This window comes from Clostridium frigoris (assembly GCF_018861865.1).
GTDB lineage: Bacteria > Bacillota > Clostridia > Clostridiales > Clostridiaceae > Clostridium_AD > Clostridium_AD frigoris.
Map to the genome: position 1 here is coordinate 22,250 of NZ_JAHLDV010000026.1, position 26,228 is coordinate 48,477.

Consider the following 26,228-nt stretch of genomic DNA (forward strand, 5'->3'; position numbering starts at 1 on the left):
AATATAGAATTATTAAATTCTATGAAGAGGACAGTACTTTCTTATTAATCTTAAAGCGAGTAAGGGTAGAGTGTAAGCCTTATAAGGTATAAGAAGTTGAATAGATAACTATTTAACGAAATTAATGTTACATTGATTTTAGGAAAAGAACCTTGGAGAAGCTGCCTGAACTAGTTAGAAAGATCGACTTTTGACTCTTATAGGGTATGCCGCTAACTAGCGTTAAAATATTGAGTGGACTTTATAGTCACCTAGAGTGGTACCGCGGAAATATAACCCGTCTCTTTATTTAGAGATGGGTTTTTTGTTATATTACAATGCACATGAGTTGTCAAATTGGTGATAATTATCATTATGAAGCGAAATGAATTATAGGAGGGGATAACAGTTAATAATTGTTATCTACCCAGAGCAAAACAGGAGGGGAATTTTTATGGATTATAAAAAAATAGTTGCACAAAGAATTAAACAGTTGGTGGAGCTCGACATAGAAACAATAGAAAATTTAATTGAAATACCACCAAAACCTGAAATGGGAGAGTTTGCCTTTCCATGTTTTCAATTATCAAAAGCTATGAGAAAAGCACCGAATATGATAGCTAAGGACTTAAAAGAAAAAATAGAAAAAGATGGTTTTGAGAAAATAGAGTGTTTTGGTCCTTATTTAAATTTCTTCCTAGATAAAGGAGTATTTATTAAAAGAACTGTAGAAAAAATATTAGAAGAGGGAGACAACTATGGTTCATCTAAAATGGGTGAAGGTAAGAATATAGTAGTAGAATATTCATCTCCTAATATTGCAAAACCATTTCATGTAGGACATTTATTTACTACAGTTATTGGTAACTCATTATATAAAATACTATCTTTTGAAGGATATAATTGTACTGGAATTAATCATCTTGGAGATTGGGGTACACAATTTGGTAAGCTTATTTATGCTTATAAGAACTGGGTAGATGAGGATGCTTTAGCAAAAGATCCTATTAAAGAATTATTAAGAATTTATGTTAAATTTCACGAAGAAGCTGATCTTGACCCTACTCTTAATGAACAGGCAAAAATGTACTTTAAAAATTTAGAAGATGGATCTGCAGAGGAAGTTAAGCTTTGGACTAAATTCCGTGACTTAAGCTTAGTTGAGTTTAAAAAACTTTATGAAATTTTAAATGTTAAATTTGATTCTTATGCTGGTGAAAGTTTCTATTGCGATAAGATGGATGATATTATTAAGGACATAGATGCAAAGGGACTACTAGTTGAGAGTAATGGAGCTAAAGTTGTAATGCTTGATGATTACAATATCCCACCATGCATAATTAAAAAATCAGACGGAGCTACAATTTATGCAACTCGTGATTTAGCAGCAGCAACATATAGAAAAAAGACTTACAACTTTTATAAAAATATTTATGTAGTTGGGAAAGATCAAGCTCTTCATTTTAAACAAGTATTTACTACTTTAAAGCTTATGGGAAATAAGTGGGCAGATGATTGTGTGCATGTACCTTTTGGTACGGTAAGATTTGCAGATAAAAAATTGTCTACAAGAAAAGGTGATGTTATTTTCCTAGATGAATTATTAAATCAAGCAGTGGCTAAAACTCTTGAAGTAATAAATCAAAAAAATCCTGAACTTGAAAATAAAGAGGCTGTAGCTAAAAAGGTAGGAATAGGAGCTATTGTATTCACTTATCTAAAAAACCATAGAGAAAGAGATATCGTCTTTAATTGGGAAGAAATGCTTAGCTTTGAGGGAGAAACAGGTCCTTATGTTCAATATACTTATGCAAGAGCAAAAAGTATATTAAGGAAGGTTGAAGAGACTAGCAAAGAAACTGATATAGAACTTGATTACAATAAATTAAATTCTAAAGAGGAATTTGAACTTGTAAAGCAGTTAGAAGGTTTCCAAAAGGCAATCTTGTTTGCTATTGATAAATTAGAACCATCAATGGTTACAAGATATGTAATTGATGTAGCTAAGGCTTTTAATAAATTTTACAATCAGTACAACATATCTAATTTGGAAGATGAATCTGATAAAAAAGCCAAAATTAAAATGGTAGAAGCAACATGCGTCGTAATTAAGAACGCATTAGGCCTTATAGGTATAGAAGTCGTAGATAGAATGTAGTATTAGCACAGCATTTATTGAAATTTGCGTTGTTGCAGCATTTGCAATAACGCTGTTTTTACTGTATTATTAGAGTATAGAAAAATGTAAAACTTGTTTAGGACTACTTAGCAAATAAAAACACATTTGCTACACAAATAAAAATACATTTGCTAAGCAAATAAAAACACATTTGTTATAATGTATGCTTTTCTTTTTTTATAGATTAGGGGGAACTATGTTCATAAAAGAATATCAAATTAAAGTTGTTTTACCAAAGGAAATTTTCAGCAAATACAGGATGGATACTATTGCATATTTGGATATTGAAGCTACGGGTTTTGATCTAGAATATGACAAAATAGTACTAATATCTTTAGGGTATTACTTAAGCGAAGGTGAATTTAAAATTGTTCAATATTTCGCGGAGTCACCAAGCGAGGAAGTAAATATTTTAAAAGAATTCACGAAAGCTATGGGTAAGTTTAAAAGGTGGTGTTCCTATAATGGTACAGCATTTGATGAACCTTTCATAATTAGGAAGATGTATAGATACAATTTCGGCTATAGATTACCTAGAGAACACATGGATTTATATAAGTTTATAAGACCATTTCATAAAAGAATGGGAATTAAGAACTGTAGTTTAAAAAGTGTGGAGCAGTTTATTGGTATCAATAGAAAAGATGAAATTAACGGAGCAAAGTGGGTTGAACTCTACAATGAATACCTATTAAAACATGATGAAAAGCTGAAAGAGATTCTTATGCTTCATAATTATGAAGATGTTGTAAATTTGCCTGAAATTTTCAAAGTAATTAACACTATTGAAATTGATTTGGATCTTAAGAGAAAAGAAAAATTAGCTAAAAAACAAATGTCTCTTATGAAAAATGGTATAAACACAAAGCAGCCACTAAAAACAGTGAGCAGTAGGTTTTAAAAAAAAGTGGTATAGTACATTAATGTACTATACCACTTTTGTTATTCTGTTTTGTTATCTTTTTTATTAGATGTTTTTGTCTCACAATTTTGGTTACAGCCTTTACAGCCATTCCCACAGCCACAATCACCATGTGATTGTTTCTTTATAGTAGAATACAAGATGTATCCTGCTACAATAACGATAACACCAACAATAATATATTCCATGGGTGACTCACCTCTTTATTTTTTATATTACCTCATTATTATGCTTCCAACATTAAATATTATGAAAGAAACTACCCAAGCGAGTGTTAATTGATAAGCCACAGAGAAAATAGCCATTTTGTTTCCATATTCCTTTTTCATAGTTGCAATTACTGATACACAAGGAGTGTATAATAATACGAAAACTAAAAAACTATAAGCAGATAGTTGCGTAAAATGATTAGCTAAAGCATGTGTTAAATTACCACCATATATAACACCCATAGTTCCTACAACTACTTCTTTAGCCATAAGACCAGTTAAAAGTGCTACTGAATTTTGCCATGAGGCAAATCCAAGAGGAATAAATATTGGATTTATAAATTTACCTATACTAGCTAAAAAACTAGAGTTTATATCAACCATACCTGTAGTGTTAAAGTTTGATAAAAACCATACTAGTACGGAAATAGAAAAGATAATAGTACCGGCTTTCTTTAAGAAACCTTTACCCTTTTCCCAAGTATGTATTAATAAGCTTTTTAGTTCTGGTAATTGATATTCAGGTAATTCTATAATAAAAGGTTCTTCGTCTTTCCTAAATAATGTGTTTTTAAATAAAATACCAATTCCAAAGGCTATACAAATTCCTAGTAAGTACAATGAAAATACCATGAGGGTTTTGCTACCGGGGAAAAACACTGATGCAAACAATGCATAAACTGGAAGCCTAGCATTACAAGACATAAGAGGTACTAAAAGTGCTGTTAATTTTCTATCTTTATCGCTTTCCAGTGTTCTAGCAGACATTATAGCAGGCACAGAACAGCCGAAACCAACAATTAAGGGAATAAAAGCTTTTCCTGATAAACCCATTCTCCTCATTAATTTATCCATAATAAAGGCAGCTCTTGCCATGTAGCCACTGTCTTCTAAAAATGAAATACCTAGAAATAACGCTAATATTACTGGTAAAAATACTATTACTGAACCTACGCCACCTATGACACCGTCAATTAGTAGAGAAGAGAACCAAGCACTGTTATCCGATAATATATTAGTTAGGAAGGGTACAATAATATCATTAAGCAATTTATCGAGTAAATCAGCTAAAGGTTGTCCAACCCAGTTAAAGGTAAACATAAAAATTACAAATAAACTTAGGAAAAATAGAGGATAAGCAAGAATCCTATTAAGCACGATTTTATCTATTTTTTGTGTAATAGAAACTTTATCATTTTTCTTTTTATTAGTGCAGGATTTTAGTAAAACTTCAATGTACGAATAAGTTTCCTTTTCATCTTTGAAGTTTAGACTGTTTGTTGTCTTACTAACATAATCACCTTTAAGAAGACAATCTTTAACATCTAAAATTCCTTTTCCCTTTGAAGCGACTATTGGTATTATTTTTACACCTAGTTTTTGTGAAAGCTGGTCATAATTAATATCCAAACCCTTAGCAACTGCTACATCAATCATGTTTAATACCAAAATTATTGGTTTGTTAAACTTCTTTAATTGAGTTGTAAGGTATAAATTTCTATCAAGACTTGATGCATCGACAATATTTATAATTACATCCACGTCACCGCTTTGTAAAAATTCCTTGGAAACTTTTTCTTCATTTGAATAAGTATCCATGGCATAAATGCCCGGCAAGTCAACAATTTTAATTTTATTTTCTACGAAGCCTTCCTTTTTTTCTACTGTTACTCCAGCCCAATTCCCTACATATTGGTTAGAACCTGTAAGTGCATTAAATAGAGTCGTTTTACCAACATTAGGATTACCTAATAAAGCGGCAGTAATCATTCAAATCCTCCTCTGGGTATCTTGGGTATAATAATTACGATTTTAGTATAGATATATTTTTAGCGTCATTCTTTCTAATGGCTATATTAAAACCACGTAAATTAATAATTATAGGATCTCCTAAAGGTGCAGTAGCAATTAATTTAACTTCGGTACCTTCAATGAAGCCTAATGCGAGTAGTCTTTTAGCAAACTTATCGTCCCCGCAAACGGATTGAATTAGTGCTTTATCTCCTGGTTTTAAATCATAAATGCTTATAACAATCACTCCTTAATGAAAACTATTCTCAATATAATATTAACATGGTTATATATTAGTGTCAACAAAGAACAATAATAAAATTTATTAAATGATTAAAATGCTTTTATAAAATAGTTAAAATGTGATAACATGTACATAGGGCAGAGTTTTAAATTATATGTGTGCAAATTTACGGTTTTGCTTCTTACAAAACTTAGTAGAAAAGAGTGATATTGTGATTACAAAACTTAATAGTATTAAGGTAGGAGATATTTCGGTAGAAGGCTCTCTTACCATAGACGGAAATAAACAACTCTTTAAAGATGCATTGTTTTTTGATTTAGAGCATTACATTTATAAAAAGCCTATATGTATTGGAGTATTTGGGTGCTGCTATTATGATGAAACAACAAATGAATTAAAGGTTACGCAGTATATGGCAGAAAATAAAAAAGATGCTATAGAAATATTATCTTTAGCTAAAAACTATTTTGAAGAAATGAAGACTAAGTATAATAAAAAATACATTGTTACGTTTTCGGGAAACAATGATTTTACAGTTATAAACTATCTATTAAAAGCTTATAAAATAGACTTTATATTAGAAGGTTATTTTGGAGAAGTGGATTTACAGAAATGTTTTGAAAAAGCAGAAGGAACTTGTATTGGTCTTAAAGCTTTAGAAAAGATATTTGAGATTGATAGGGAAAGTGAAGTAATAAGTGGTTCTAATTTAGCAAAAACATTTAGTAAGATAGTAAGGGATAATGATTATATTAATAGAATGCCTCCTGAGAAGAAAGAAAAAATACTATTATATAATCAACAAGATGTTGTAAGTTTATTCTATATATATGTAGATTGGTATAATAGAGTAGGGTTAAAAACGGAGGAAGATGAAACACAGTCTAACTGTGATGAAGCACAGCAATAGCTGTGTTTTTTATTTTTTATAATTAAAGACAAGTATAAAACAAGAAATTTTATGTTTAGAGTAGTAATAAGGAATACTGTAACCATTTTCGTAATAATTTATATAAAGGGATTAGCAAATATTGAGGGAGGGAAGCATATGGATCAAGTTAAGAAAAACATTGATGCCGCCATGGGAAGAATAAAGGCAGATTTGGTGCTTAAAAATGCAAGGTTTATTAATGTGTTTACTGAAGAGGTAGATAGAGGCGATATTGCAATAGTTGACGACACTATTATAGGTATTGGTGAGTACTCAGGAAGTCTTGAAATAGATTGTTCAGACTTATATGTAGCGCCGGGTTTTATTGATGCACATGTTCACATAGAGTCCTCCATGATTATGCCAAAACAGTTTGGCAAGGTAGTAATTAAAAAAGGTATAACTACCATAATAGCAGACCCTCATGAAATAGCTAATGTAGAAGGAATAGAAGGTATTAAAGCAATGATTAAAAGCAGTAAAGAAGCCCCGATAGATACATTTTTTATGTTGCCATCTTGTGTTCCGGCAACGAAATTTGAGGATAGTGGGTACGTACTTAATGCTGAAGATTTAGAAGAGTTAATTGATAATGATTGCGTGCTTGGCCTAGGTGAGGTAATGGATGTTCCATCAGTTGTGAATAAGGAAGATAATATACTAAAAAAATTAGATATGGCAAAAAATAAACATATTGATGGGCATTGCCCTAATATATCACCCAGTGAGTTAAATACATGTCTAAGCTGTGGGATAAAAACAGACCATGAGTGCAATAATGAGAAAGATGCATTACTAAAAGTTAGTAGAGGAATGTACGTTATGCTAAGAGAAGGATCAGCTGCAAAAAATTTAAGGGCAGTACTTCCAGCAGTTAATAATCGTAATTATGGAAGGTTTTTATATTGCACGGATGATAGGCATATAGATGATCTACTAGAAAGAGGGTCTATAGATAATTGCATTAGAATTTCTATAAAGCAGGGACTTAATCCTATAAAGGCGTTTATAATGGCATCATATAATGCAGCTAAGTGTTATGATTTATTGGATAGAGGAGCTATAGCTCCAGGGTATAAAGCAGACCTTGTGATATTTGAAGAACTAAAGGGTTTGAATATATTAAAAGTTATAAAAAATGGTAAAGAGTATAAGGAATTACCGGATAAAAAACGTTCCAAATTAAATATAAAATCTTCTATGCACATGGAGTTTATAAAGAGTGAACTATTTAAGGTTGAAAGCAAAACTCCTACAGTGAATGTTATTAAATTGATACCACATTCATTAGAAACTAAATTAGTGCAGAGGAAAACAGAAAATGTAGATGGTTATATAAAGAGGATAATTGATAAAGATGTATTAAAAATAGCAGTATTTGAGCGTCATCATAATACAGGTAGGCATTTTGTTTCATTTATAGAAGGATTAGGTCTAAAAAATTGTTCCATAGCACAAACTATAGCTCACGACTCTCACAATGTAATAGTAGTTGGAGACAATGAAAAGGATATGGAGGTTGCAGTTAATACTCTTGTTTCTATCGGTGGCGGTATAGCAATGGTTTCAGAAGGAAAGGTTATTGCTCAGTTAAATTTGCCAATAGGAGGAATAATGACATTTGAGGCTCCATACATGGTAGCAGAGAATTTAAAAAGACTTAGTAGAATGGCCAGAGCTTTTGGAGTGAGGACAGAATATGATCCTTTTATAAGTTTATCTTTTATGTCACTTCCCGTAATACCAGCAGTTAAATCATCACCTGCGGTGCTGAAACATTAACGACTTCAGAAGGAGGTTTACATTTAAACTTAAGTTTTGTTTTTGTTATAGTATTTAATACCACCTATAGAAATGGAGGAATTACCTTCTGAAATGTCGTTAAAATCACTGCTAGAGGATTGTTTGATTATAACAAATTTGACTTTATAAATTCTGATGTTGAATAAGATGAAAAATAAAAATTAAACTGAATAGGAAATACTCTTTCTTGGCAATAATTAGATAAATAAGTTGTTGTAAGGAGGAGTATTTTTATGTTGAATATTTTAGAGCAGATACCAAAAAATAAGACGAATAAATTTAAAAGAAAAGGATTTACATTGATTGAACTTATAATTGTAATTGCAATTATTGGTATCTTAGCAGTGATTGCGGTGCCTAAGTTTAGTGGAATATTAAAGGATGCTAAGGTAAAGGCCGATATATCTAGTGCGAAGGTTATTGCTGATGCTACATATGCACAAATCGTAAAAGGTGAAATAATACCAGGTACCGACGTCACACCAGTAGAGATTAAGGACAGCACAACTGGAGTGAGTAAAACAATAACAGATTATCTTCAGAAAGTACCAACTCCTAAAGCTATATCAACAGCTAATTTTACGGTTGTTATTAATACAACTGGTGATGTAAGTGTAAAGGTTGGAGAGAATGAATTGTATCCTACAACAAGTTCAGGATACCCTACAATAAAGTTAAAAGATGTAATTGATTAACATATTTAAGACGTAAAATTCACTTTATAAAACTTATTGTCGATTAAAAGAGGAAATAAAAATCTTACAATAATAATTAATATTATTGTAAGATTTTTTTTATTTGTTTTTAAAAAATGAATTCAGAAATTAGTAAGATACCTTTATAAAAAAGAAAAAGGAGATAAATTAGAACATTTATAAAGGGTTTTTACTTATATTAGTCTAAATTTGCAATCACAATATTTAATTGCAAATATTATTAGATTCAAAGGAAATAAATAGTATAGGTTCTTAGATGAAAAATCATTTATTTATTACATAAACCAACAATATTTATCATAATTTAGTTGAATTACCATAAAAAAAGATATATAATAATTTTACATAAAGTTTACAAAAAAAATTACAGAATTAGTAATTAATTAATAGTTGACATTTAATGAAATTTGGTCGATAAAACCTAAATTAATATGAGATTTTATAAACATTCTCTTTTGATTTAATAAAATAACATATGGGTGATTGAAATTAATTTAATAAAATAAAGAATATTGCAAAAAAGATTTGAATAACAATTTAATAGAAGAGAATATTTAAACAGAAGATAAAATAAATACTATTAAATCTCGAAACGAGGTGTTTATATGGATAACAAAATAAAAAGACGGCTTGGAGATTTATTAGTACAAGCTGGAAAACTTACAGTAAGACAATTACAGGATGCCTTAAGGAGACAGAAGACTTTAGGGAAAAAGCTAGGTGAACTTTTAGTCGATGATGGAATTGTAACTGCTGAAGATATAATAAGTGTTATCGAGGAGCAAACAGGAATAACTAGAGTTAAATTAGATTCGATTAATATTGATAGGATGGCTATTAAGGCAGTGCCGCAAAATGTTTGCGAAAAGCACCATTTAATACCTTTTGGATTTAATGAGAATAAGATAAAAATTGCGATGTGGGATCCACTTAACATATATGCAATTGATGATGTTTCTATAGCTTCAGGTTTTGAAGTCGAAAGTTATGTAGCGTTAAAAGAAGAAATAAAGAATGCTATTCATAGGTGTTATTCAGATGAACAAGTAACTAAAGCGGCGGCAGAATTATCAAAGGAAAAGGAGAATAATAAGGTACAAGATCAGCAAGAACTAGCTTCCATAGATGATGTAAAAAATGCACCAGTTGTAAAAATGGTGGATTATTTGATTAAAAATGCTATTGAGGCTAGGGCTAGTGATATTCACATAGAGCCTTTTGAAAAAAATATAAGAATAAGATTTAGAGTAGATGGACAACTCCAACAAATATCAACCCTTGGAGTGGATACATTAAGTGCTTTGGTTGCTAGAATAAAGATACTTGCTAATTTAAATATTGCTGAAAAAAGAATACCTCAAGATGGAAAAATAATTATGACAGTAGAAGATAAGACAGTAGATGTAAGAGTATCTATTCTCCCTACAGTTTATGGCGAAAAAGTAGTAATGCGGGTACTAAATAGGGCTTCAAATAGAATCGGTATTGAAAGACTTGAAATGAGTGAGTACGAGCTAAAACAGTTAAAAAACATTATTAGAAGTCCTCATGGAATTATGCTGGTTACAGGACCTACAGGTAGTGGTAAGTCTACAACTTTATATACTATTCTGAGTGAACTTAACAGTGAAGATAAGAACATTATAACAGTTGAAGACCCTGTAGAATACATGCTTGATGGTATAAATCAAGTTAATGTTAACACAAAAGCAGGGCTTACGTTTTCAAATGGACTTAGGTCTATATTAAGGCAAGATCCAGATATAATAATGATTGGGGAAATAAGGGATGCAGAAACTGCTGAAATAGCTGTAAGAGCAGCTATAACAGGGCATCTAGTCTTAAGCACATTGCATACAAATGATGCTCCATCCTCAATATTAAGACTTATAGATATGGGAATAGAACCGTATCTTGCGGCTTCATCGATTTGTGGAATAGTTGCGCAAAGACTTGTTAAAAAAATATGCCCTGAGTGTAAAAAAAGTTATTTGGCTTCAGATTATGAAAAAAATATTTTAGGGGTAGCGCAGGAAGATGATATGATTTTATATAAGGGTGAAGGATGTGGATTTTGTAAAGGGACAGGTTATATGGGAAGAACTGGTGTTTATGAAATAATGGAAATAACAAGAGAACATAAAGATGCAATAATTACTTCAAATAACAGTGAAATATTAAAAGAAATTTCAATCAAAAATGGTATGAGAACTCTTGGTCAGGCATGTGGTGAATTAGTACTTAAGGGAATAACTACAGTTGAAGAACTTGTAAAGATCGCATATCAATAATAAAGAAATTGAAAGAGGGTTGTAATTACAATGCCTAAATATAAATACAAGGCAATGAGTGATAAGGGCGAAAGATTGGAAGGCACTTATGAGGCAAAAGATAAGGATGGAGTTATGGAGATGATTAGTCTTAATAATTATTATCCTCTTTTAGTAGAAGAGATGCAAACTGGTGTAAATATTGAACTTAGTTTATTAGAAAAAATAAAAACTAAGGACATATCGATATTTTGTAGGCAGTTTTACACTATGCTTGATGCAGGAGCGACTATTAGTAATTGTTTGCAGGTATTGGGGGAACAAATGACGAACAAAAAATTCAAACGTGCACTACTTAAGGCTAATGATGGATTAAGAAAAGGAGCCACCCTTTCAGAAGCTATGAAAGAGCAAAAAAATATTTTCCCGGATCTGTTACTTAGTATGATAGCTGCAGGAGAATTGTCAGGTAATCTTGATACCATAATGCTTAGAATGTCTAGCCATTATGAAAAGGAAAATAAAATTAATAACAAAATTAAGTCAGCTATGATATACCCGATAGTACTAGGCATAGTTGCAGTAGCAGTAGTGGTAATATTATTAGTTTTTATAATGCCGATATTTGTTGGAATGTTTACTAGCAGCGGAGTTGAACTGCCAATGTCTACTAAAATAATGCTAGGGCTGAGTGCAGGTTTAAAAAATAATTTTATCATAATTATAATTATGGTTTTAGCTATAATTTTTGGATCTAAATACTTTTTAAAAAGTGATACTGGTCAAATTTTTTCGAATTCTTTAAAACTTAAGATTCCTATTTTAAAAGGACTTAATCAAAAGATAATAGTATCCAGGTTTACTAGAACTCTTTCAACTGTGCTTGCAAGTGGCATAACATTGGTGGATGGACTTGATATTGTATCAGAAGTAGTTGGTAATATTATAGTGAAAAAAAAAGTAATAGAAGCTAAGGAGCAGGTTATGAAGGGTAATGGGCTTTCAGAATCTATTAAGGAAACTAATCTTTTTCCTCCGATGCTAATATCTATGATTAGCATCGGTGAGGAATCGGGTTCCTTAGATGAAATACTTAATAAAACAGCAGACTTTTATGATGACGAACTTGATGCACAAATTACTTCCTTTACTTCATTACTAGAACCTTTAATGATTATAATAATGGGGATTTTAATTGGATTCATGGTAATTTCAATTATGCAGCCGATGTTTAGTATGTATAATACCATTACTTAAATCATCACCTGCGTAGATGTTCATCATCTTCGATGCTGCAATATTAAAGACTTCAGAATGAGAATTTTCTTCTGAAATGTCATTAAAAATTAATTCAATGATTAGTCCACTGTAAAATTACAGTGGATATAACATAAATAAATGTTTAGGGGGATTAAAAATGGAGAAGATAATCCAATCAAAGAAGAAAGGATTTACGCTTATCGAACTTATAATTGTTATTGCAATTATAGCAATTTTGGCTGCAATAGCGGTGCCTAATTTCATTGCTCTTAGAAATAGATCCGCCAATAATGCAGATCTTCAGAGTTGTCAAACAATAAAGAAGGCTGTAGAGGTTATGGTGGCTGATAATACTATATCAGTTACAGTGGTAAGTGATTATACTGTTACTGGATTTAATCCTGCAGTAGTAACAACAGGAACAGGTGGTACTACTGCAGGACATGATGGAATAGTAGATGCATTATCAAATGTAAGAGCTCCACAAGGACATGGAATGCTCGCTACAGTAGATTTAAATAATCCAAATGCAGTAAAATACGGTTCAACAATGGCAACAGGATATAAAATAACTATTTCTGCTGCTGGTGTAGTTCAAGTATTCACAACTCCAACACCAACATCATAGTATCTTTCATATTAGTGCAAAGTTTATTTAAAACTTTACACTAATATTTACATTTATACATTGCTAAAAAAAGTAGTGATATAAATAGAAAAGCTAAAAAACTAGAAAAGCAGATATAGCATAAATAAATGTTTAGGGGGATTAAAAATGGAAAAGATAATCAAATCAAAAAAGAAAGGCTTTACACTTATTGAACTTATAATTGTTATTGCAATTATAGCAATTTTGGCTGCAATAGCGGTACCTAATTTCATAGCTCTTAGAAATAGATCGGCCAACAATGCAGATCTTCAGAGTTGTCAAACAATAAAGAAGGCTGTAGAGGTTATGGTGGCGGATAATACTTTACCGACTACAGCTGATATTAGTTTTACTGTTGCATTTGATACAGTAGAACTTCCAACAACGGCAAAAGCAACATTAGTAGCTACTCCTGCTACATCTACACAAGCGGATGCGATATCAACATCATTATCGAATGTAAGACCTCCACAAGGACATGCAATGACCGCTACAGTAGATTTAAATAATCCCAATGCAGTAACATATGGTTCAACAACTGCATTAGGATATACAATAACTATTTCTGATACGGGCATAGTTCAAGTATTCACAACACATTAGTATTTTCCATGTTAGTGTAAAGTTTATTTAAAACTTTACACTAATTCTTATATTAATATATTATTTTAAAAAAGAGGTGTTTAAATGGAAAAGCTAAAAAAAATAGATCTTAAAAAATTACTTAATTCTGATTTATCTTCTCTAAGAAAACAAGAAAAAGTTAATATTGATTTAAAACCAAATAAACCTCTTAATGGAAAGAAGTTTGTTTCTTTAGATATAGGTTCACAAAATACTAAGGTGGTAGTTGGAAAGTGTTCTAAAAATAAAATTATAATTGAAAAGGCTTTTATGTTTAGGCCTTCTGTTAGTTTTATTAGTGAAACTAACACACCAAACCTTGAAGTTTTTCCAAAAGAAATTGAAATATATTTATCTAATAATAAAGTCAAGCTAAAGGATGCAAATTGTACTAGCAATAGTACTACGGTAATTAGTAGAGAGGTACTTGTACCAGAAGCTAATGATGCAGAGCTTGAAACTATGGTTAAATTTGAACTTCAACATTATTTACCTATAAATATGGATGACTATATTGTTCAATATAGTATTTTGGAAAAGGTAAATATTGAAGATGTTAAGAAGTTAAGAATTCTAGCTGTTATTTATCCAAGAAAATTAGCTGAAAATTACATGGAACTTTTAAGAAGTGCTAAATTAAGACCATATGCTCTTGATGTCAATTATAATACAATTAAAAAATTAATTCAACATAAGGATATAATTAATGAAAAAGAATATGATTCTGAAGCAACTATTGCTGTTATTGATATGGGAGCGGAGTCACTTGAGGTTAATATATATACTGGAGACAAATTAGAATTTACTAGAATAATTAAATCAGGTGGTAAGCAAATCGATTTACATATTGGAAAAATATTTCAAATAGGCGAAAGCCAAGCAGAAGTTAAAAAAATTAAAGAATCTGATCTTTTAAACCAAGATATAAATGATATTACAAAGATTGCACGAGAAGATGTGGAAGAATGGTTAGATGAACTAGGACGGATATTTCGATTTTTTAAAAATAAAAATGTTGATAATAAAATAGAAAAAATATTTATACACGGTGGAAGCTCGAGGCTTAAGGGAATTGAAGAGTTTATGGGAAACAGTTTAAATGTTCCTGTGAAGAGAATTAACACACTTAATAATGTGGAATTAAAGGACAATATTAAAAGTGAGGATATAGTTCATTATTTGAATGCAATTGGAGCAATAATAAGAATTTAGGCAGGTGAATTAAATGACAGATTTAAACTTTTTTCTACCATATACCAATTCTACAAAAAGGTCTAAGAATGCAAATGTTTTTATGTATTTACTTGTTGGGATAATATTAATATATGTAATAGGTTCTACAGCAATGTTTTTTCTGAATAGTATATTGTTGAATAAAGAGATTAGAAATCTTAAAGCAAATATAACTGATAAAACTTTCCAGGAAAAGTATAAAAATTCTGGAACCACTATAAAGAAGTATGATTTAATTAATAAATATGATGTAGGAGCTAGGGCTTCATATACAAGTATTTTGAGCAAGAAAGTAGTTAGTGGAGAACTTATTAAATCTTTATTTTCAACATTACCTCAGGATATGTCTATATCATCAATGACTATTAATGAAGGCTTAGTTCAACTTCAATGCACGGCTGCAAATAGAGTTAGTGTAGCAGAGTTTGAACACAATTTATTAAAACTGAATAATATTAGTGCAGTAGATATTAATGCTATAAGCACAGATTCTGTAAAAGGTAAGTATAGTTTTTCTGCCAAATGTACTTTAAAAGGTGTTGGTGTAAAATGAAATTAAATAAAAATGAGAAAGTATTAATTGGTATTCTAATTTTAATAATAGTATTTGGTGGTTATTACAAGTTTATATTTACAAGTCAACATAATAAATTAGAAGCTTTGAGGAGTGAAAAAATAAAGTATAGTGCTCAGCTAGAACAAATGAAATATCAAACTATAATGGCTAGTAAAAGGGAAAAGGACATAAAAGTCATTAATTCAAAGCTACAGGATATTGTAAATAATACGTACCCTGCTATACAACAAAAAAAAGTAATAATAGAAATAGACAGTTTGTTAAATAAATCCAAGATAGAGGGTTCATTTGCTTTTAGTGGAGAAGATAAATCAGTAGATACAACTAAAAATAGTGAAACTAACGCAAGTAATTCTAAAACCAAGGTATTACCTTTACAATCTATTGTAGATCAATATAATAAATTAAGTTTAGCGAGAGTAAGTACTACTGCAGACAAAGCCTCAGATACGGAAGCTGTGATTTCAAGTAAAGATAGTGTTGAATATATGCAGGCTGCTATTAGTATTAAAGGCTCTTACGACAATATTTCTAGTTTCATTAAAAATGTAGAAAATCAAGAGAAAAATATAATTATATCTAGTTTAATACTAAATGGTGAAACATCAACAGAGCTAGTTGGAACTATAACATTAGACTTTTATTCAATTCCTAAACTAGATACTATGAACGATGATTATTTTAAATGGGATTATAATAATAAGTATGGCAAGGACAATCCATTTACTAGTGGTAAGACCTCAATACCTATTATTAAAACAACTATAGAAGATGCTAGTAAACCAAAAGAAGAAGTTAAGGATTTTGTTATGGGAGTAAGATCAGTAAACTCTGATCTGCCAGCTATTATGCTTGGGACGTATAATGATAAAGATAAAAAAACTTATGTTTATGATGATAATAATATAGCCCAAGCTGTAGAGATATCTTTTATTGAAAAAGATGGAAAAGAATATTATAAATATAAAGTAGGCAATGAAACTTATCCACAACAATATAATACAAATGGTGTAGAGTTTACACCGGTTGGTAAGGACATATCTATTGCTATATTCTCAAACAAAAGATTATCAAATAGTGATAAAGCTGGAGCTAACGTAAGAATAATTAATAAAACTTCAAGGGTAGTAAATGCATATATTTCATATGAGGATAGTTCTAAACCCAGAGTTGCAATTATAGGAGAAGGAAATACGGTTAATTCAATAGTTCAATAGGGGGATGCTTATGGGAAACTTAATTAAAAAAAAGAAAAGAGGTTTTACATTAATTGAAGTTTTAGTAAGCATTGCGATATTTAGTATAATGAGTATTCCTGTAAGTATGATGGTAATATCAGGGGTGAAAAACAGTAAATCAGGAGAATATAAACAGAAAGCTGCGGCTATTTCCCAACAAATAATTGAGGAATTAAAATCTAATAATGCTGTTAGCGCTTCTAATAGTAATAAAATAGAACTTAGAAGCGGAAGTTTAGATGCAGTTCCTGCTACCACTGGTCATAATATTAGGTTTAGTAAAACAAACATAAATGTAGATACTAAGAACTCATTAACTGCAGATGTGACATTTGAGAGAAGAAACTTGGAATACAATAATAGGTCAATTGAAAATACAGTTGCATATGATTTAACTATTGAAATGAATAAGGATACTATTAATGTAATTAAAGCTGATAAATCTCACAAATTAATTCCAATAGTAATTGGCAGTGATTTTGAAATTATTAATAATCCTAATAATGGTGATAATGACAACATAAAACTTGTGTGGAAAAATCGTAATGATCTTACCGAAATAGGTTCTTATAAAAGAATAAGCGATTCTTCAGGTATAACAAACTCAGGCAAGATAAAGATAGTTTCTGGTGATAATACAGATAATATTTTTTTAGAAAATAATTTGACAAATCCTCTGCAAATTTATGTATTTAGTGGAAATGATTCAAAGGTAAATAATTTTACTTATTCAAATGGTCTTGTTCAGCTTTACGAGGATAATTTAAATCCTCCTACAGGTGAGGATTTAAATAATAATGGAGTTTATGATATCACTGTGAAAATATATAAAAATGAGAACTCAAGTAATGAAGTTAAAGTGTATGAGGTTAGTACAGCTCTAAGTCTAGTTAGGTAAGGAGGAATATATATGAACTTAAAAAAAAACAAGGGTTCCTCGTTAATTATTGTGGTACTTATATTTGCTTTATTAACTATTTTTGGAACTGTAATTTTAGCTGCAACGGTTTCTGATTATCAAATGAGGATTGTTGAGAGTAAAAAGACAAAGAGCTTATATTTATCAGATTCAGGATTAAATATAACTGAAGAAATACTAAAGAAACTTGTAGAACAAGGAGTAAAAGTGGGGAACAATTCAGTTAAAGTTTTTATGGACGACTTTAATACTAATCCGGATGCGCCTGAATATGATGATTTATATGATATTGAAGGGAAATCTAAGGTTCTTAATAAAAAAAATTTTAAGAAAAAACAAAATACAGAATTTAAAACAGCATATAAGGCTTATATTCAAGAATATATTGATAATTCTGCTACATATCTTCAAAAAGGTTTCTATCCCAACGATGTAGATTATTTAGTAGATTACATTAAAGATTACAAGGATAATCCCGATAACTTTAATGGAAATGATTATTTAAAAAAAGCGGAAAATAATTTGAAATTATTATACTCTACAGATGTATCTAATAATATCAAAATCACAGCAACACCTCCGATAGCAAGCTTTTCAAGTACCGGTGTGATGCAATTTACAGTTAATTCAACTTTTTCGGATCCAAAGTTAGCAGGGGAAACATCTAATGAAAAGGCATTAAGTGCACATGTTACAATTACCACTCCTGAATATGGGAAAGCATATTACGTTCAAACTAAAGGTGAAACTATTAAGGTAAATCCTGCTTGGAAAAAGGCAATTGCTATTGATGGAAATATGAATATAGATTGTGATTTAACAGTAAATGGTGATGTTTTTGTAAAAGGAAAGCCTACCAAGGTTACTGATAGTAATAAAGTTTATAGCAAATATAATGGTGGTATAACAATAGGTTCTGATAGTACTGGTATTAAAGCTATATTTTCAAAGGATGTAAGCACACCAAATAGTTTTAACATTACTGGGAGTGACAATGAAGTGGATATTACTAATGGTGGCAATGTGTTTGCTGGAAATGTTTATATTGGTAAACAAACTGCTCTCTCTTCTTCATCAGGTTTAAAATTAAATGCAGCAAACAATGGATCGATATATACCAATAATGATTTGAGTTTAAATGCGTCAGGTAGCACTATTAATATTGATAATTACTATGGAGTTAATGAGATAAGTAAATTAAAGTCCGGTGGAGGTCTTTCAGATTATAACTCCTCAAGTAGTATTATTGTGAATTCGGATGATATTGGAGTGGGCTCTGCGATTAGTATAAATAAAGCAGCAATTATTATGGGTGCAGCATACATTAACACTTCACCATCGTCCTATGAAACGGGTGAATCTTTGGCTATAAAAGGTAATTATAAGGCTTATGCTACTCCAATACCTGATGAACAGACGTCAACTGATGCATATTATCAAGATTTAATTACTAAGTATAGTGAAGGAAGGTTAAGCTTTTATGACTTTAATTCATTGTTATTAGCTAACAATTTTAATGATACAAATAATACTGCTTTAAACATAATTGATAAAGCAAAATATTTTCAGTTATATGATCACTTGTTTAGCGAAGATCCGATAAATAAAAGTGGAATTACACTTCCAGACAATACTATTAGCATAGGTGCAGTGATTAATGGTGGTAAAGTTTCAGGTTCTAGTTATATTGGTACTGATGAACAATTAAATACAATAATTCCAAAACGAAGGGCATTAGCAAGTCATATTTATGAAATGGGGTGTGATGGAGGATTTATAGGAAGTCTTGATTTATTAGATGTGTATAATAATTATAAAATAAACAGAGCTGTATTTGAGGGGGATAAACAAAGAAATTCAGCAACTAATCAAACTAATCAGGTAGCACAGGTATTTTTAGATACTGATGAATTTGATGCTGAAAAGATTGATACAACTACAGAAGAAGTAATATGTAGGACTAAGGACAAAGATGTAATCATTGTTGGTAATGATGCAGTTGGTAGTTTTTCAGATGATGACCATACGGAGGTTATAGATTTGCGGGCAACAAACGGTGTTGCTAAAGGCATTATAATTACCAAAAAAAATGTACTGGTCTATGGAAAGGTTAATTTTACTGGAACTGTAATTGTAGGTGGAGATTTTATTACTGCGAAAGATAATTTGTTAAAAACTTTTGGGTATGATGAAAATTATATTTTAAATCTAATAGCTAAAGATTACACAACGTATAGTAAAATATTTAATGAGGATACACCTCAAGGTATACAAAATGTTTCATTTGTTGATAGAACTGGTGAAGGTGAAGAAACAGGAAATGCAATTAATAAAGATCTTGTTGCTTTAGATAAATGGAAAATATTAAAGTAAAATTTAAGTTATGAGGTGATATAGTTGGTTAAGTTAAAAACTAAAAAAAAAGGGTTTACTATAATTGAATTATTATTAGCTTTATCCTTATCAGGTATTGTACTAACTATATTTTTCTCGTTTTTTATGACACATCAGGAGGCTCTTAATAAGACACAAAAGAAGTCAGAACTTCAAATGGATACTCAGTTATTAACAGAGTACTTTTCAAAAAGTGCTATGGAGGCTTCAAAAATATCACAAATAGATTTAGCAGGTGAAGCTTTAAGTATAAGTGCAATTTCTTCGCCATATACACTAAAGGATGGTATAACTTTTTATGTTGACGATACATTATCCTATGTTTTTACTATAAGTGAAAGTGGTAAGAATGTTTTTTATAAAAAGGATGATAAAACTTCAAATCCTGTAGTGCATGAAATAAGTAGCAAAGTTGAAGCAATTAAAATTATGCCTGTTGGTGGTAGTAATCTTTCAGATTGTAAAGGAATTGAACTGGAAATTGACCTTGTTAGTGATGATGGTAAGGTTACTTATGATACTACTAGTTCTATGTTTTTTAGGAACAAAAAATAGAATAGAATATTATAATAATAAGGGGTGGTAAATATGAAAATCAAAAAAGCATTTAAGGGGAAAAGGCTGCTTTTCAAACAAATAACTAGCAAATTATTAGTTATTTGTATGATATTCACGATTTTAGGGGCATTCCCTAAAAATGCTTATGCTGTTGCACAGGAATCAATTGGAGGAAGGGTGTTCTATGATGCTAATGGTAATGGTAAGATAGAGTCCAACAAAGATTTAGGTGTGGTTGGAGTAAAAGTCGAGTTATATTTAAATAATAATAATAGTTATGTGTATCAAAAAGAGACCACGACAACATCCACAGGAGATTATTACTTTTATGGGTTAGATAGTAGTAATTTATATAAAGTAAGAGTAATTTCGCCTTCGGGATATGGGTTTACTAAAATAGGAAATGGAAAAGGTGGTGGTGTTCAGCCACGTATATCAAAAGTAGATCCCACAGGTATAAAAATTGATATAAAGCCAACAGACATGGATATCAATGCAGGATTAATTGAAGGAACATCTCCAAATGTAACAAGTCTTGCAAAAGTAGGTATTCAAGTAAAGGATACCACTGGAAATGTAGGAGAAACATATAATGTTGAAAGCACTGAAACCAAACAAAGAGTAGATAAAAATTTAAATCCATCAGTCTTCTTACTGGGAGATTCTTATGCCAAAATGTCAGTAGCAGGAAGTTCTGTGGGCTTCTTTCAATACCAATTTTTAAATCAAAATAATATCCCAACTTCTATGCCTACAACTGATTGGATTGATATGGATTTGGATGGAAGCAGTTATAATGATGATGTAGAGACAGATAAACCCGGTAAGTTAAAATGGAGAAGTTATGATGTAAATCATATGCTTACACTTACAGATACAAAAAATTGGAGTGATCCTCTACAAGTGTTTAAATATCCTTCGGATGCTACAGGATATAAAACTACAAACATTTCAAGCACCTCTGGCACATATGGAGGATTCGAAAGTATACCTTCGTATACTGTAAAAAGTGTAGATAGCACTAAGCCTGATGTCGTTGTAAATAAAAAATGGGTATCAAATTCTGCATTTATGGGTTCAATGTCAATAGGTGGAGATTACAAGGAAGCATCAAAGTTTTGGGGATACATTAAAGTTCCCGAGGATGGAGATTATCAATTTGGATCAATTTCTGACGATGGATCAAAAGGGTCTATTACTGTAGTTGGACAAACTAATACGTTTGCAAATATGTTTAAACCACAATCATCCACATTTGGAACAAGCAATAAACCATATAGTTTAAAAGCAAATCAATACTATCCTATTTACTTGGAATATTTTAATTGGGGTGGTTCTGCAGAATTTAGAATGGTATATAATAAAGGAGGAAATGTCTCAAGTTCTAGTTATAATGTTCCTACAAATTGGTTTTATCCATCAAAAAGTAATGAACCAGGTGAAAATGCAAACACAATATTTACTGGAGAGCAGGGTATAAAATTACCAACAGAACCAGGAAATTATTACATTGCTTATCAGACAGGAAATGGAACAGATATACAAAGAGAAGGTTTCTATGGTTCATTTGTAGTGGAAAACAGATTGGCTTTATCTAAAACACTTGTTGGTGGAGGTAATACGGTACAGCAAAATCTAGGATTTAATTTACAATACACAATTCAACCAAAGAGCATACCTGTAAATGATAGTTTTAGAGATACAGATGGAAAATACAGAGATTATATGTCTATAAGTAATATTACGCTGAGAGATGAGTACCCACAGGGTATAGTCATTAATAATAAAAATGCTACAGTTGAAGTGAATGGTCAAAGTGCTATTACACAGAATATTACTGTGAATGATACTATGAATAGTAAGAATGTTTCAGTTAAAAGCATTGAAGCAAAAATTCCTTCAGCTATTACTTATAATTTAAACACAGTAGATGGAAAGCAAGTTTATACAGCATCACCAGTGATTGTTAAGATTCCATTGAAGGCAAATGATGCTAAAGATAATTATAGCTTAAGTGATTCTGGAAAATCAATGCTTACTTATACAGAGTTGGATGGTAAAGGCGAGAAACAAATGGAATTTCCTACATTTGTATTAAGAGCGACATCATCAGCTACAGTTGCATTATCTAGAGCCTTAAGCGCAACGAAAGCGTATCTTAAACAGGTGTTTACAATAACTTATGCATTAAACCCAACACCAATATTGACCACAGCTATAGCAGGAGATCCATTGACTAAGACTGTAAGAGATGTTAGGTTCACAGAAACATTACCAGTTGGCATTAATGTGGACAGTAGCTCATTACCACAAGGAGTCACTTTATTAGGGCAAACTCTTACTGGAAATATACCAACTATTACGTATACTTTAAATGCAAATAATACAGCTTATGAAGCAAGTCCTGTTCTTCTTTCAATTACTGCATTTTCAATTAATGCAGCAAAATATGTATTTGGAGGAGATACAACTATAAGTGGAAGTTATACAAATGTAAATGGAATAAGTACACCAACTTCGTATATAGGTACAAATACAATAGATATCCAAAGAAGGAAGCTGGTTATACCAAGTATTAATGTGAGTGAAGATTGGACAAGTGCAGCAATGGTACCAGTGACGATCACAGCAGAGGGAATAGATTCTGTAGTAAAAACACAGTATTCATTAGATAATAGTACTTGGATTGATTACACAGGTAACTTAGAAATCACTCAAGAAGGTCAGACTATTGTTTACGCGAGAACTATAGATGATGTTGGCTATACTTCAGATGTTTCTAATAAAACAATTAAAATTGACAGAACAGCGCCTACTGCGCCAACAATAACGCTTACTACAGAGAACTGGACAAAGGATAATGTTGAAGTTACAATAGCGGGAGGTTCTTCACTTTTAGGAATAAAAAAATATCAATATAAAATAGGGGCCGGTGAATGGATAGATTACAGTTCAGTGCTTAAACCAATAATTTCTAGTAATGGACAAACAACAGTACTTGCTAGAGCTGTAAGTAAATCGGATAGCGTAGGAGTTCAAACCTCTAAAGTTGCGAAGATAGATAAAATAGTTCCAACAGGTAATGTCACTGGAATTCCCATTAAATGGGTTAGTACATCAGCTGTTTTAACCTTAAAGGCAAGTGACGGAGGATCAGGAGTAAAACAAGTAAGGGTACAAAAAAAAGATGGAAGTTGGCAGAATTGGGTGAATGGAGATACTATGACTTATGAGGTGTATTTAAATGGTAGCTATAACTTTCAAGTAGAAGATAATGCAGGAAATACAAATATCATAAATTGTATCGTAAGCCGAATTAGTATGGGGGTAGATTATTTTTAAAAGTTTAAAACATAAAGACATTGTCAATACTTCTAATTAGAGGTGGTGGCATGTCTTTTATTATTTCTCTAATAAAACGGAGTGATTTAGCATTAATAAGGAAAAAGTTAATTACAATATACATATTGAATGTAACGGATATTATATTTACCATTTTTCTATTAAATACAGGTATGTTTATGGAAGTTAACTCTATAATGGCACCTTTAGTAAACAATAGAAAATTATTTTCTATAATAATTAAGCTAGTGATCCCATTTGTATTGTTGCTTGTTGTATCCAAAAGAATGAAAGATGCAACAGAAAAACAATTACATCAAGCAAATATTATGATTAATGGGTGCTTAATATTATATGTACTTATAAATATATCCCACATAATTTGGTGTGTTTTATTTGTTTTTACTAATGCTAAAATTATATAGTCTATCTGTATACTTAATTAATATTATTTAAATGTCCAAAGGTATTATAACTTTGGGCATTTAATTTTTTTGAATACTTTTATTTGCATATATGGTAAAGTAATAATGGGAATAAATACAATAGAGTTAAAATTATGTTAATATTTCAGCTCCGAAGGAGATGATTTAATATAAATAAGAAAATAAATTGTTAATTACTGTATTTATATAGTAAATTCAATTAAGGAGGTTCCATAAATGGAAAGCATTATAGCAATATATATTTTTGTAATAGGTTTATTAATAGGAAGTTTTCTAAATGTCTGTATATATAGGATACCAATAGGAGAAAGTATATCATATCCGCCATCACACTGCACATCATGTGGAAATAGGATAAAGCCTTATGACCTTATACCAGTAATTAGTTGGATTTTTTTAAGAGGAAAATGCAGAAAATGTGGTGAGAAGATATCAAGTAGATATGCATTAATAGAACTTACCACAGCTGTACTTTTTTTGTTAACGTATTTTCAATATGGGTACAGCATACAGCTTGTAAAATTTTTAATACTTATACCTTTTTTAATAGTTATAGCCATGATAGATTATGATACTATGGAGGTTTATACAGCGACTACATGGCTTGCAATAGCTATAGGCATTATATCGCTAGGAGTGAATTTTTATCTGGGAGAGCCAGTAATTGAATATGTATACGGTGGATTACTAGGCGCAGGCATCATAACTTTTATTATTTTAATGTCCAAGCTTATTTTAGGAACAGAGGGCATGGGTTGGGGAGACGTAGAAATTTGCGGGCTTTGTGGACTGTTTTTAGGATTTAAGTTAACATTTGTGATGATATTTTTTTCTTTCATAATTGGAGGAGTAATTGGTGTTTACTTATTGAAGGTTAAGAAGAAAAATGGTAGATCTGAAATGGCATTTGGTCCGTCTATTATAATGGCTACTTTGTTTATGATAATTTGGGGAGAGAAAATTGTGAATTGGTACTTAGGTACATTTTATAAATATTAATATTTCAGCGAACTAGGAGATGATTTAACGAGAGCTAGAACTACAGTATGAATTGAAAGCTAGAGTAATTAATAGACTATTGTGAAGAACGTCTATATTGGCTAATTTAATTAAAAGTTGTATAATAAGACATAGAAGAATGTTTATGAAGGGTTGATAAAATGCAAAATATATTACACAGGCTTAAAACTAAATTTAAGAAAAGATATGTTAAACCAAAGAGAAGTGATTATCTTCAAAAAATTTATGAGCGAAATCCTACTACAGGGAATTACGTTATACAGGTAGGTATAGAGAAGTATACTGATATATTTAATGACTGGGATAATGCCCCCTTTAGAAAAAGAGATATGGATCCAGATTTAGTAATTTTTCTTGAAAACTGTTTTGAAGAAATTCCAGAAAAACATGGAGTGGACATATGTTTTTATTTACCAAAAGCAGAAAAAGACGTAAATAGAGAAGAATCATTAATTGCAGGAATTAAAACCTACTACTCCTTTTATTTACATCAAGAAATTAAAATACTAAAGAATAATTATCATAAGATATTTAAGTATGTACTCATAGCCTTTAGTCTACTATGTGTATCTGTTTTTTTAGGTTCAAGTGGTGATAAAAACATAATACTTGGAACTATACAACAAGGATTTAACATAGGTGGATGGGTGTTTTTATGGGAAGTTATTTCCATGGTGTTTTTTCCTGGACGTGAAGTTAGCTCTGAAATTAGTAAATACCAAAGATTTTTAAATTCATTAATTTATTTCAAATACGGTAATGATAATCCATTGCCATAATATTAACAAATAATAAAACTCTATTAAACTAATAAAAGGGGCTGTCTCAAAATAGAAAGTAATTTCTATTACGAGATGGCTCTTTTTTTTTCTGCAAATACAAAAGTGGATTCCGAGGAATCCACTTTTGGTGTATAATTTAAGC

22 protein-coding genes are annotated in these 26,228 nt (G+C 30.6%); 19 read left to right on the plus strand and 3 right to left on the minus strand.

Annotation, left to right across the window (positions count from 1 at the left end):
- Positions 1-433: 433 nt before the first annotated feature.
- A complete protein-coding gene (gene argS / locus KPL37_RS11760) occupies positions 434-2,137 on the plus strand; it encodes an arginine--tRNA ligase (RefSeq protein ID WP_216149556.1) in 1,704 nt (567 codons plus the stop codon).
- A 217-nt stretch (positions 2,138-2,354) separates the two neighbouring features.
- Positions 2,355-3,059 carry a ribonuclease H-like domain-containing protein gene (locus tag KPL37_RS11765; RefSeq protein WP_216149557.1) on the plus strand — a complete coding sequence of 235 codons (705 nt, stop codon included), beginning with the start codon at positions 2,355-2,357 and terminating at the stop codon, positions 3,057-3,059.
- 41 nt (positions 3,060-3,100) lie between these two features.
- On the opposite strand, the gene KPL37_RS11770 is transcribed toward KPL37_RS11765, so the two are convergent.
- Genes KPL37_RS11770 through KPL37_RS11780 form a run of 3 tightly spaced genes read right to left on the minus strand, consistent with a single transcriptional unit; the run spans position 3,101 to position 5,318 of the window.
- Positions 3,101-3,268, minus strand: a complete 168-nt coding sequence (locus KPL37_RS11770; RefSeq protein WP_216149559.1) for a FeoB-associated Cys-rich membrane protein — start codon at positions 3,266-3,268, stop codon at positions 3,101-3,103.
- Between the two features lie 27 nt (positions 3,269-3,295).
- Positions 3,296-5,059, minus strand: a complete 1,764-nt coding sequence (feoB, locus tag KPL37_RS11775) for a ferrous iron transport protein B (RefSeq protein WP_216149561.1) — start codon at positions 5,057-5,059, stop codon at positions 3,296-3,298.
- A 34-nt stretch (positions 5,060-5,093) separates the two neighbouring features.
- Positions 5,094-5,318, minus strand: a complete 225-nt coding sequence (locus KPL37_RS11780) for a FeoA family protein (RefSeq protein WP_071615015.1) — start codon at positions 5,316-5,318, stop codon at positions 5,094-5,096.
- A 217-nt stretch (positions 5,319-5,535) separates the two neighbouring features.
- On the opposite strand from KPL37_RS11780, the gene KPL37_RS11785 reads away from it, so the two are divergent.
- The 17 genes from KPL37_RS11785 (at position 5,536) to KPL37_RS11865 (ending at position 26,083) form a co-directional block, all read left to right on the plus strand.
- Entirely contained in the window at positions 5,536-6,234 is a 699-nt protein-coding gene (locus tag KPL37_RS11785) for a ribonuclease H-like domain-containing protein (RefSeq protein WP_216149563.1), read from the plus strand.
- Positions 6,235-6,372: 138 nt separating this feature from the next.
- The gene (gene ade / locus KPL37_RS11790; protein WP_216149565.1) at positions 6,373-8,037 is read left to right on the plus strand and encodes an adenine deaminase; all 1,665 of its coding nucleotides are present in this window, start codon (positions 6,373-6,375) and stop codon (positions 8,035-8,037) included.
- 254 nt (positions 8,038-8,291) lie between these two features.
- A complete protein-coding gene (locus KPL37_RS20095; RefSeq protein WP_216149567.1) occupies positions 8,292-8,753 on the plus strand; it encodes a prepilin-type N-terminal cleavage/methylation domain-containing protein in 462 nt (153 codons plus the stop codon).
- Between the two features lie 626 nt (positions 8,754-9,379).
- Positions 9,380-11,065 carry a GspE/PulE family protein gene (locus KPL37_RS11800; RefSeq protein WP_216149569.1) on the plus strand — a complete coding sequence of 562 codons (1,686 nt, stop codon included), beginning with the start codon at positions 9,380-9,382 and terminating at the stop codon, positions 11,063-11,065.
- A gap of 30 nt (positions 11,066-11,095) precedes the next feature.
- A complete protein-coding gene (locus tag KPL37_RS11805) occupies positions 11,096-12,301 on the plus strand; it encodes a type II secretion system F family protein (RefSeq protein ID WP_216149571.1) in 1,206 nt (401 codons plus the stop codon).
- Between the two features lie 160 nt (positions 12,302-12,461).
- Positions 12,462-12,932 carry a prepilin-type N-terminal cleavage/methylation domain-containing protein gene (locus KPL37_RS20100; RefSeq protein ID WP_216149573.1) on the plus strand — a complete coding sequence of 157 codons (471 nt, stop codon included), beginning with the start codon at positions 12,462-12,464 and terminating at the stop codon, positions 12,930-12,932.
- 147 nt (positions 12,933-13,079) lie between these two features.
- Entirely contained in the window at positions 13,080-13,556 is a 477-nt protein-coding gene (locus KPL37_RS20105) for a prepilin-type N-terminal cleavage/methylation domain-containing protein (RefSeq protein WP_281418676.1), read from the plus strand.
- 84 nt (positions 13,557-13,640) lie between these two features.
- Positions 13,641-14,789 carry a pilus assembly protein PilM gene (pilM, locus tag KPL37_RS11820; RefSeq protein WP_216149575.1) on the plus strand — a complete coding sequence of 383 codons (1,149 nt, stop codon included), beginning with the start codon at positions 13,641-13,643 and terminating at the stop codon, positions 14,787-14,789.
- A 13-nt stretch (positions 14,790-14,802) separates the two neighbouring features.
- Complete coding sequence (locus KPL37_RS11825) at positions 14,803-15,363, plus strand: PilN domain-containing protein (RefSeq protein ID WP_216149577.1); 561 nt, start codon at positions 14,803-14,805, stop codon at positions 15,361-15,363.
- The gene (locus tag KPL37_RS11830; protein WP_216149579.1) at positions 15,360-16,604 is read left to right on the plus strand and encodes a hypothetical protein; all 1,245 of its coding nucleotides are present in this window, start codon (positions 15,360-15,362) and stop codon (positions 16,602-16,604) included. The genes KPL37_RS11825 and KPL37_RS11830 overlap by 4 nt, the downstream gene beginning before the upstream one ends.
- A gap of 10 nt (positions 16,605-16,614) precedes the next feature.
- The gene (locus KPL37_RS11835; protein ID WP_216149581.1) at positions 16,615-17,523 is read left to right on the plus strand and encodes a type IV pilus modification PilV family protein; all 909 of its coding nucleotides are present in this window, start codon (positions 16,615-16,617) and stop codon (positions 17,521-17,523) included.
- 12 nt (positions 17,524-17,535) lie between these two features.
- Positions 17,536-19,917 (plus strand): hypothetical protein, encoded by a 2,382-nt coding sequence (locus KPL37_RS11840; RefSeq protein WP_216149583.1) that lies wholly within the window; start codon positions 17,536-17,538, stop codon positions 19,915-19,917.
- Between the two features lie 24 nt (positions 19,918-19,941).
- Positions 19,942-20,493, plus strand: a complete 552-nt coding sequence (locus KPL37_RS11845; RefSeq protein WP_216149585.1) for a PilW family protein — start codon at positions 19,942-19,944, stop codon at positions 20,491-20,493.
- Between the two features lie 33 nt (positions 20,494-20,526).
- Positions 20,527-23,838: an SdrD B-like domain-containing protein gene (locus tag KPL37_RS11850; protein ID WP_216149587.1), complete on the plus strand. Its 3,312-nt coding sequence runs from the start codon at positions 20,527-20,529 to the stop codon at positions 23,836-23,838.
- 50 nt (positions 23,839-23,888) lie between these two features.
- A complete protein-coding gene (locus KPL37_RS11855) occupies positions 23,889-24,263 on the plus strand; it encodes a DUF5658 family protein (protein ID WP_216149589.1) in 375 nt (124 codons plus the stop codon).
- Between the two features lie 237 nt (positions 24,264-24,500).
- Positions 24,501-25,283 (plus strand): prepilin peptidase, encoded by a 783-nt coding sequence (locus KPL37_RS11860; protein ID WP_216149591.1) that lies wholly within the window; start codon positions 24,501-24,503, stop codon positions 25,281-25,283.
- A 161-nt stretch (positions 25,284-25,444) separates the two neighbouring features.
- Positions 25,445-26,083 (plus strand): hypothetical protein, encoded by a 639-nt coding sequence (locus tag KPL37_RS11865; RefSeq protein ID WP_216149593.1) that lies wholly within the window; start codon positions 25,445-25,447, stop codon positions 26,081-26,083.
- Positions 26,084-26,228 lie beyond the last annotated feature (145 nt).

Coding starts and splice junctions, on each gene's coding strand:
- KPL37_RS11770 (WP_216149559.1), bottom strand. CDS start 3,268: ATGGAATATATTATTGTTGGTGTTATCGTTATTGTAGCAGGATACATC.
- KPL37_RS11860 (WP_216149591.1), top strand. CDS start 24,501: ATGGAAAGCATTATAGCAATATATATTTTTGTAATAGGTTTATTAATA.
- KPL37_RS11850 (WP_216149587.1), top strand. CDS start 20,527: ATGAAAATCAAAAAAGCATTTAAGGGGAAAAGGCTGCTTTTCAAACAA.
- KPL37_RS11800 (WP_216149569.1), top strand. CDS start 9,380: ATGGATAACAAAATAAAAAGACGGCTTGGAGATTTATTAGTACAAGCT.
- argS (WP_216149556.1), top strand. CDS start 434: ATGGATTATAAAAAAATAGTTGCACAAAGAATTAAACAGTTGGTGGAG.
- KPL37_RS20095 (WP_216149567.1), top strand. CDS start 8,292: ATGTTGAATATTTTAGAGCAGATACCAAAAAATAAGACGAATAAATTT.
- pilM (WP_216149575.1), top strand. CDS start 13,641: ATGGAAAAGCTAAAAAAAATAGATCTTAAAAAATTACTTAATTCTGAT.
- ade (WP_216149565.1), top strand. CDS start 6,373: ATGGATCAAGTTAAGAAAAACATTGATGCCGCCATGGGAAGAATAAAG.
- KPL37_RS20105 (WP_281418676.1), top strand. CDS start 13,080: ATGGAAAAGATAATCAAATCAAAAAAGAAAGGCTTTACACTTATTGAA.
- feoB (WP_216149561.1), bottom strand. CDS start 5,059: ATGATTACTGCCGCTTTATTAGGTAATCCTAATGTTGGTAAAACGACT.
- KPL37_RS11840 (WP_216149583.1), top strand. CDS start 17,536: ATGAACTTAAAAAAAAACAAGGGTTCCTCGTTAATTATTGTGGTACTT.
- KPL37_RS11825 (WP_216149577.1), top strand. CDS start 14,803: ATGACAGATTTAAACTTTTTTCTACCATATACCAATTCTACAAAAAGG.
- KPL37_RS11835 (WP_216149581.1), top strand. CDS start 16,615: ATGGGAAACTTAATTAAAAAAAAGAAAAGAGGTTTTACATTAATTGAA.
- KPL37_RS11855 (WP_216149589.1), top strand. CDS start 23,889: ATGTCTTTTATTATTTCTCTAATAAAACGGAGTGATTTAGCATTAATA.
- KPL37_RS20100 (WP_216149573.1), top strand. CDS start 12,462: ATGGAGAAGATAATCCAATCAAAGAAGAAAGGATTTACGCTTATCGAA.
- KPL37_RS11765 (WP_216149557.1), top strand. CDS start 2,355: ATGTTCATAAAAGAATATCAAATTAAAGTTGTTTTACCAAAGGAAATT.
- KPL37_RS11865 (WP_216149593.1), top strand. CDS start 25,445: ATGCAAAATATATTACACAGGCTTAAAACTAAATTTAAGAAAAGATAT.
- KPL37_RS11805 (WP_216149571.1), top strand. CDS start 11,096: ATGCCTAAATATAAATACAAGGCAATGAGTGATAAGGGCGAAAGATTG.
- KPL37_RS11830 (WP_216149579.1), top strand. CDS start 15,360: ATGAAATTAAATAAAAATGAGAAAGTATTAATTGGTATTCTAATTTTA.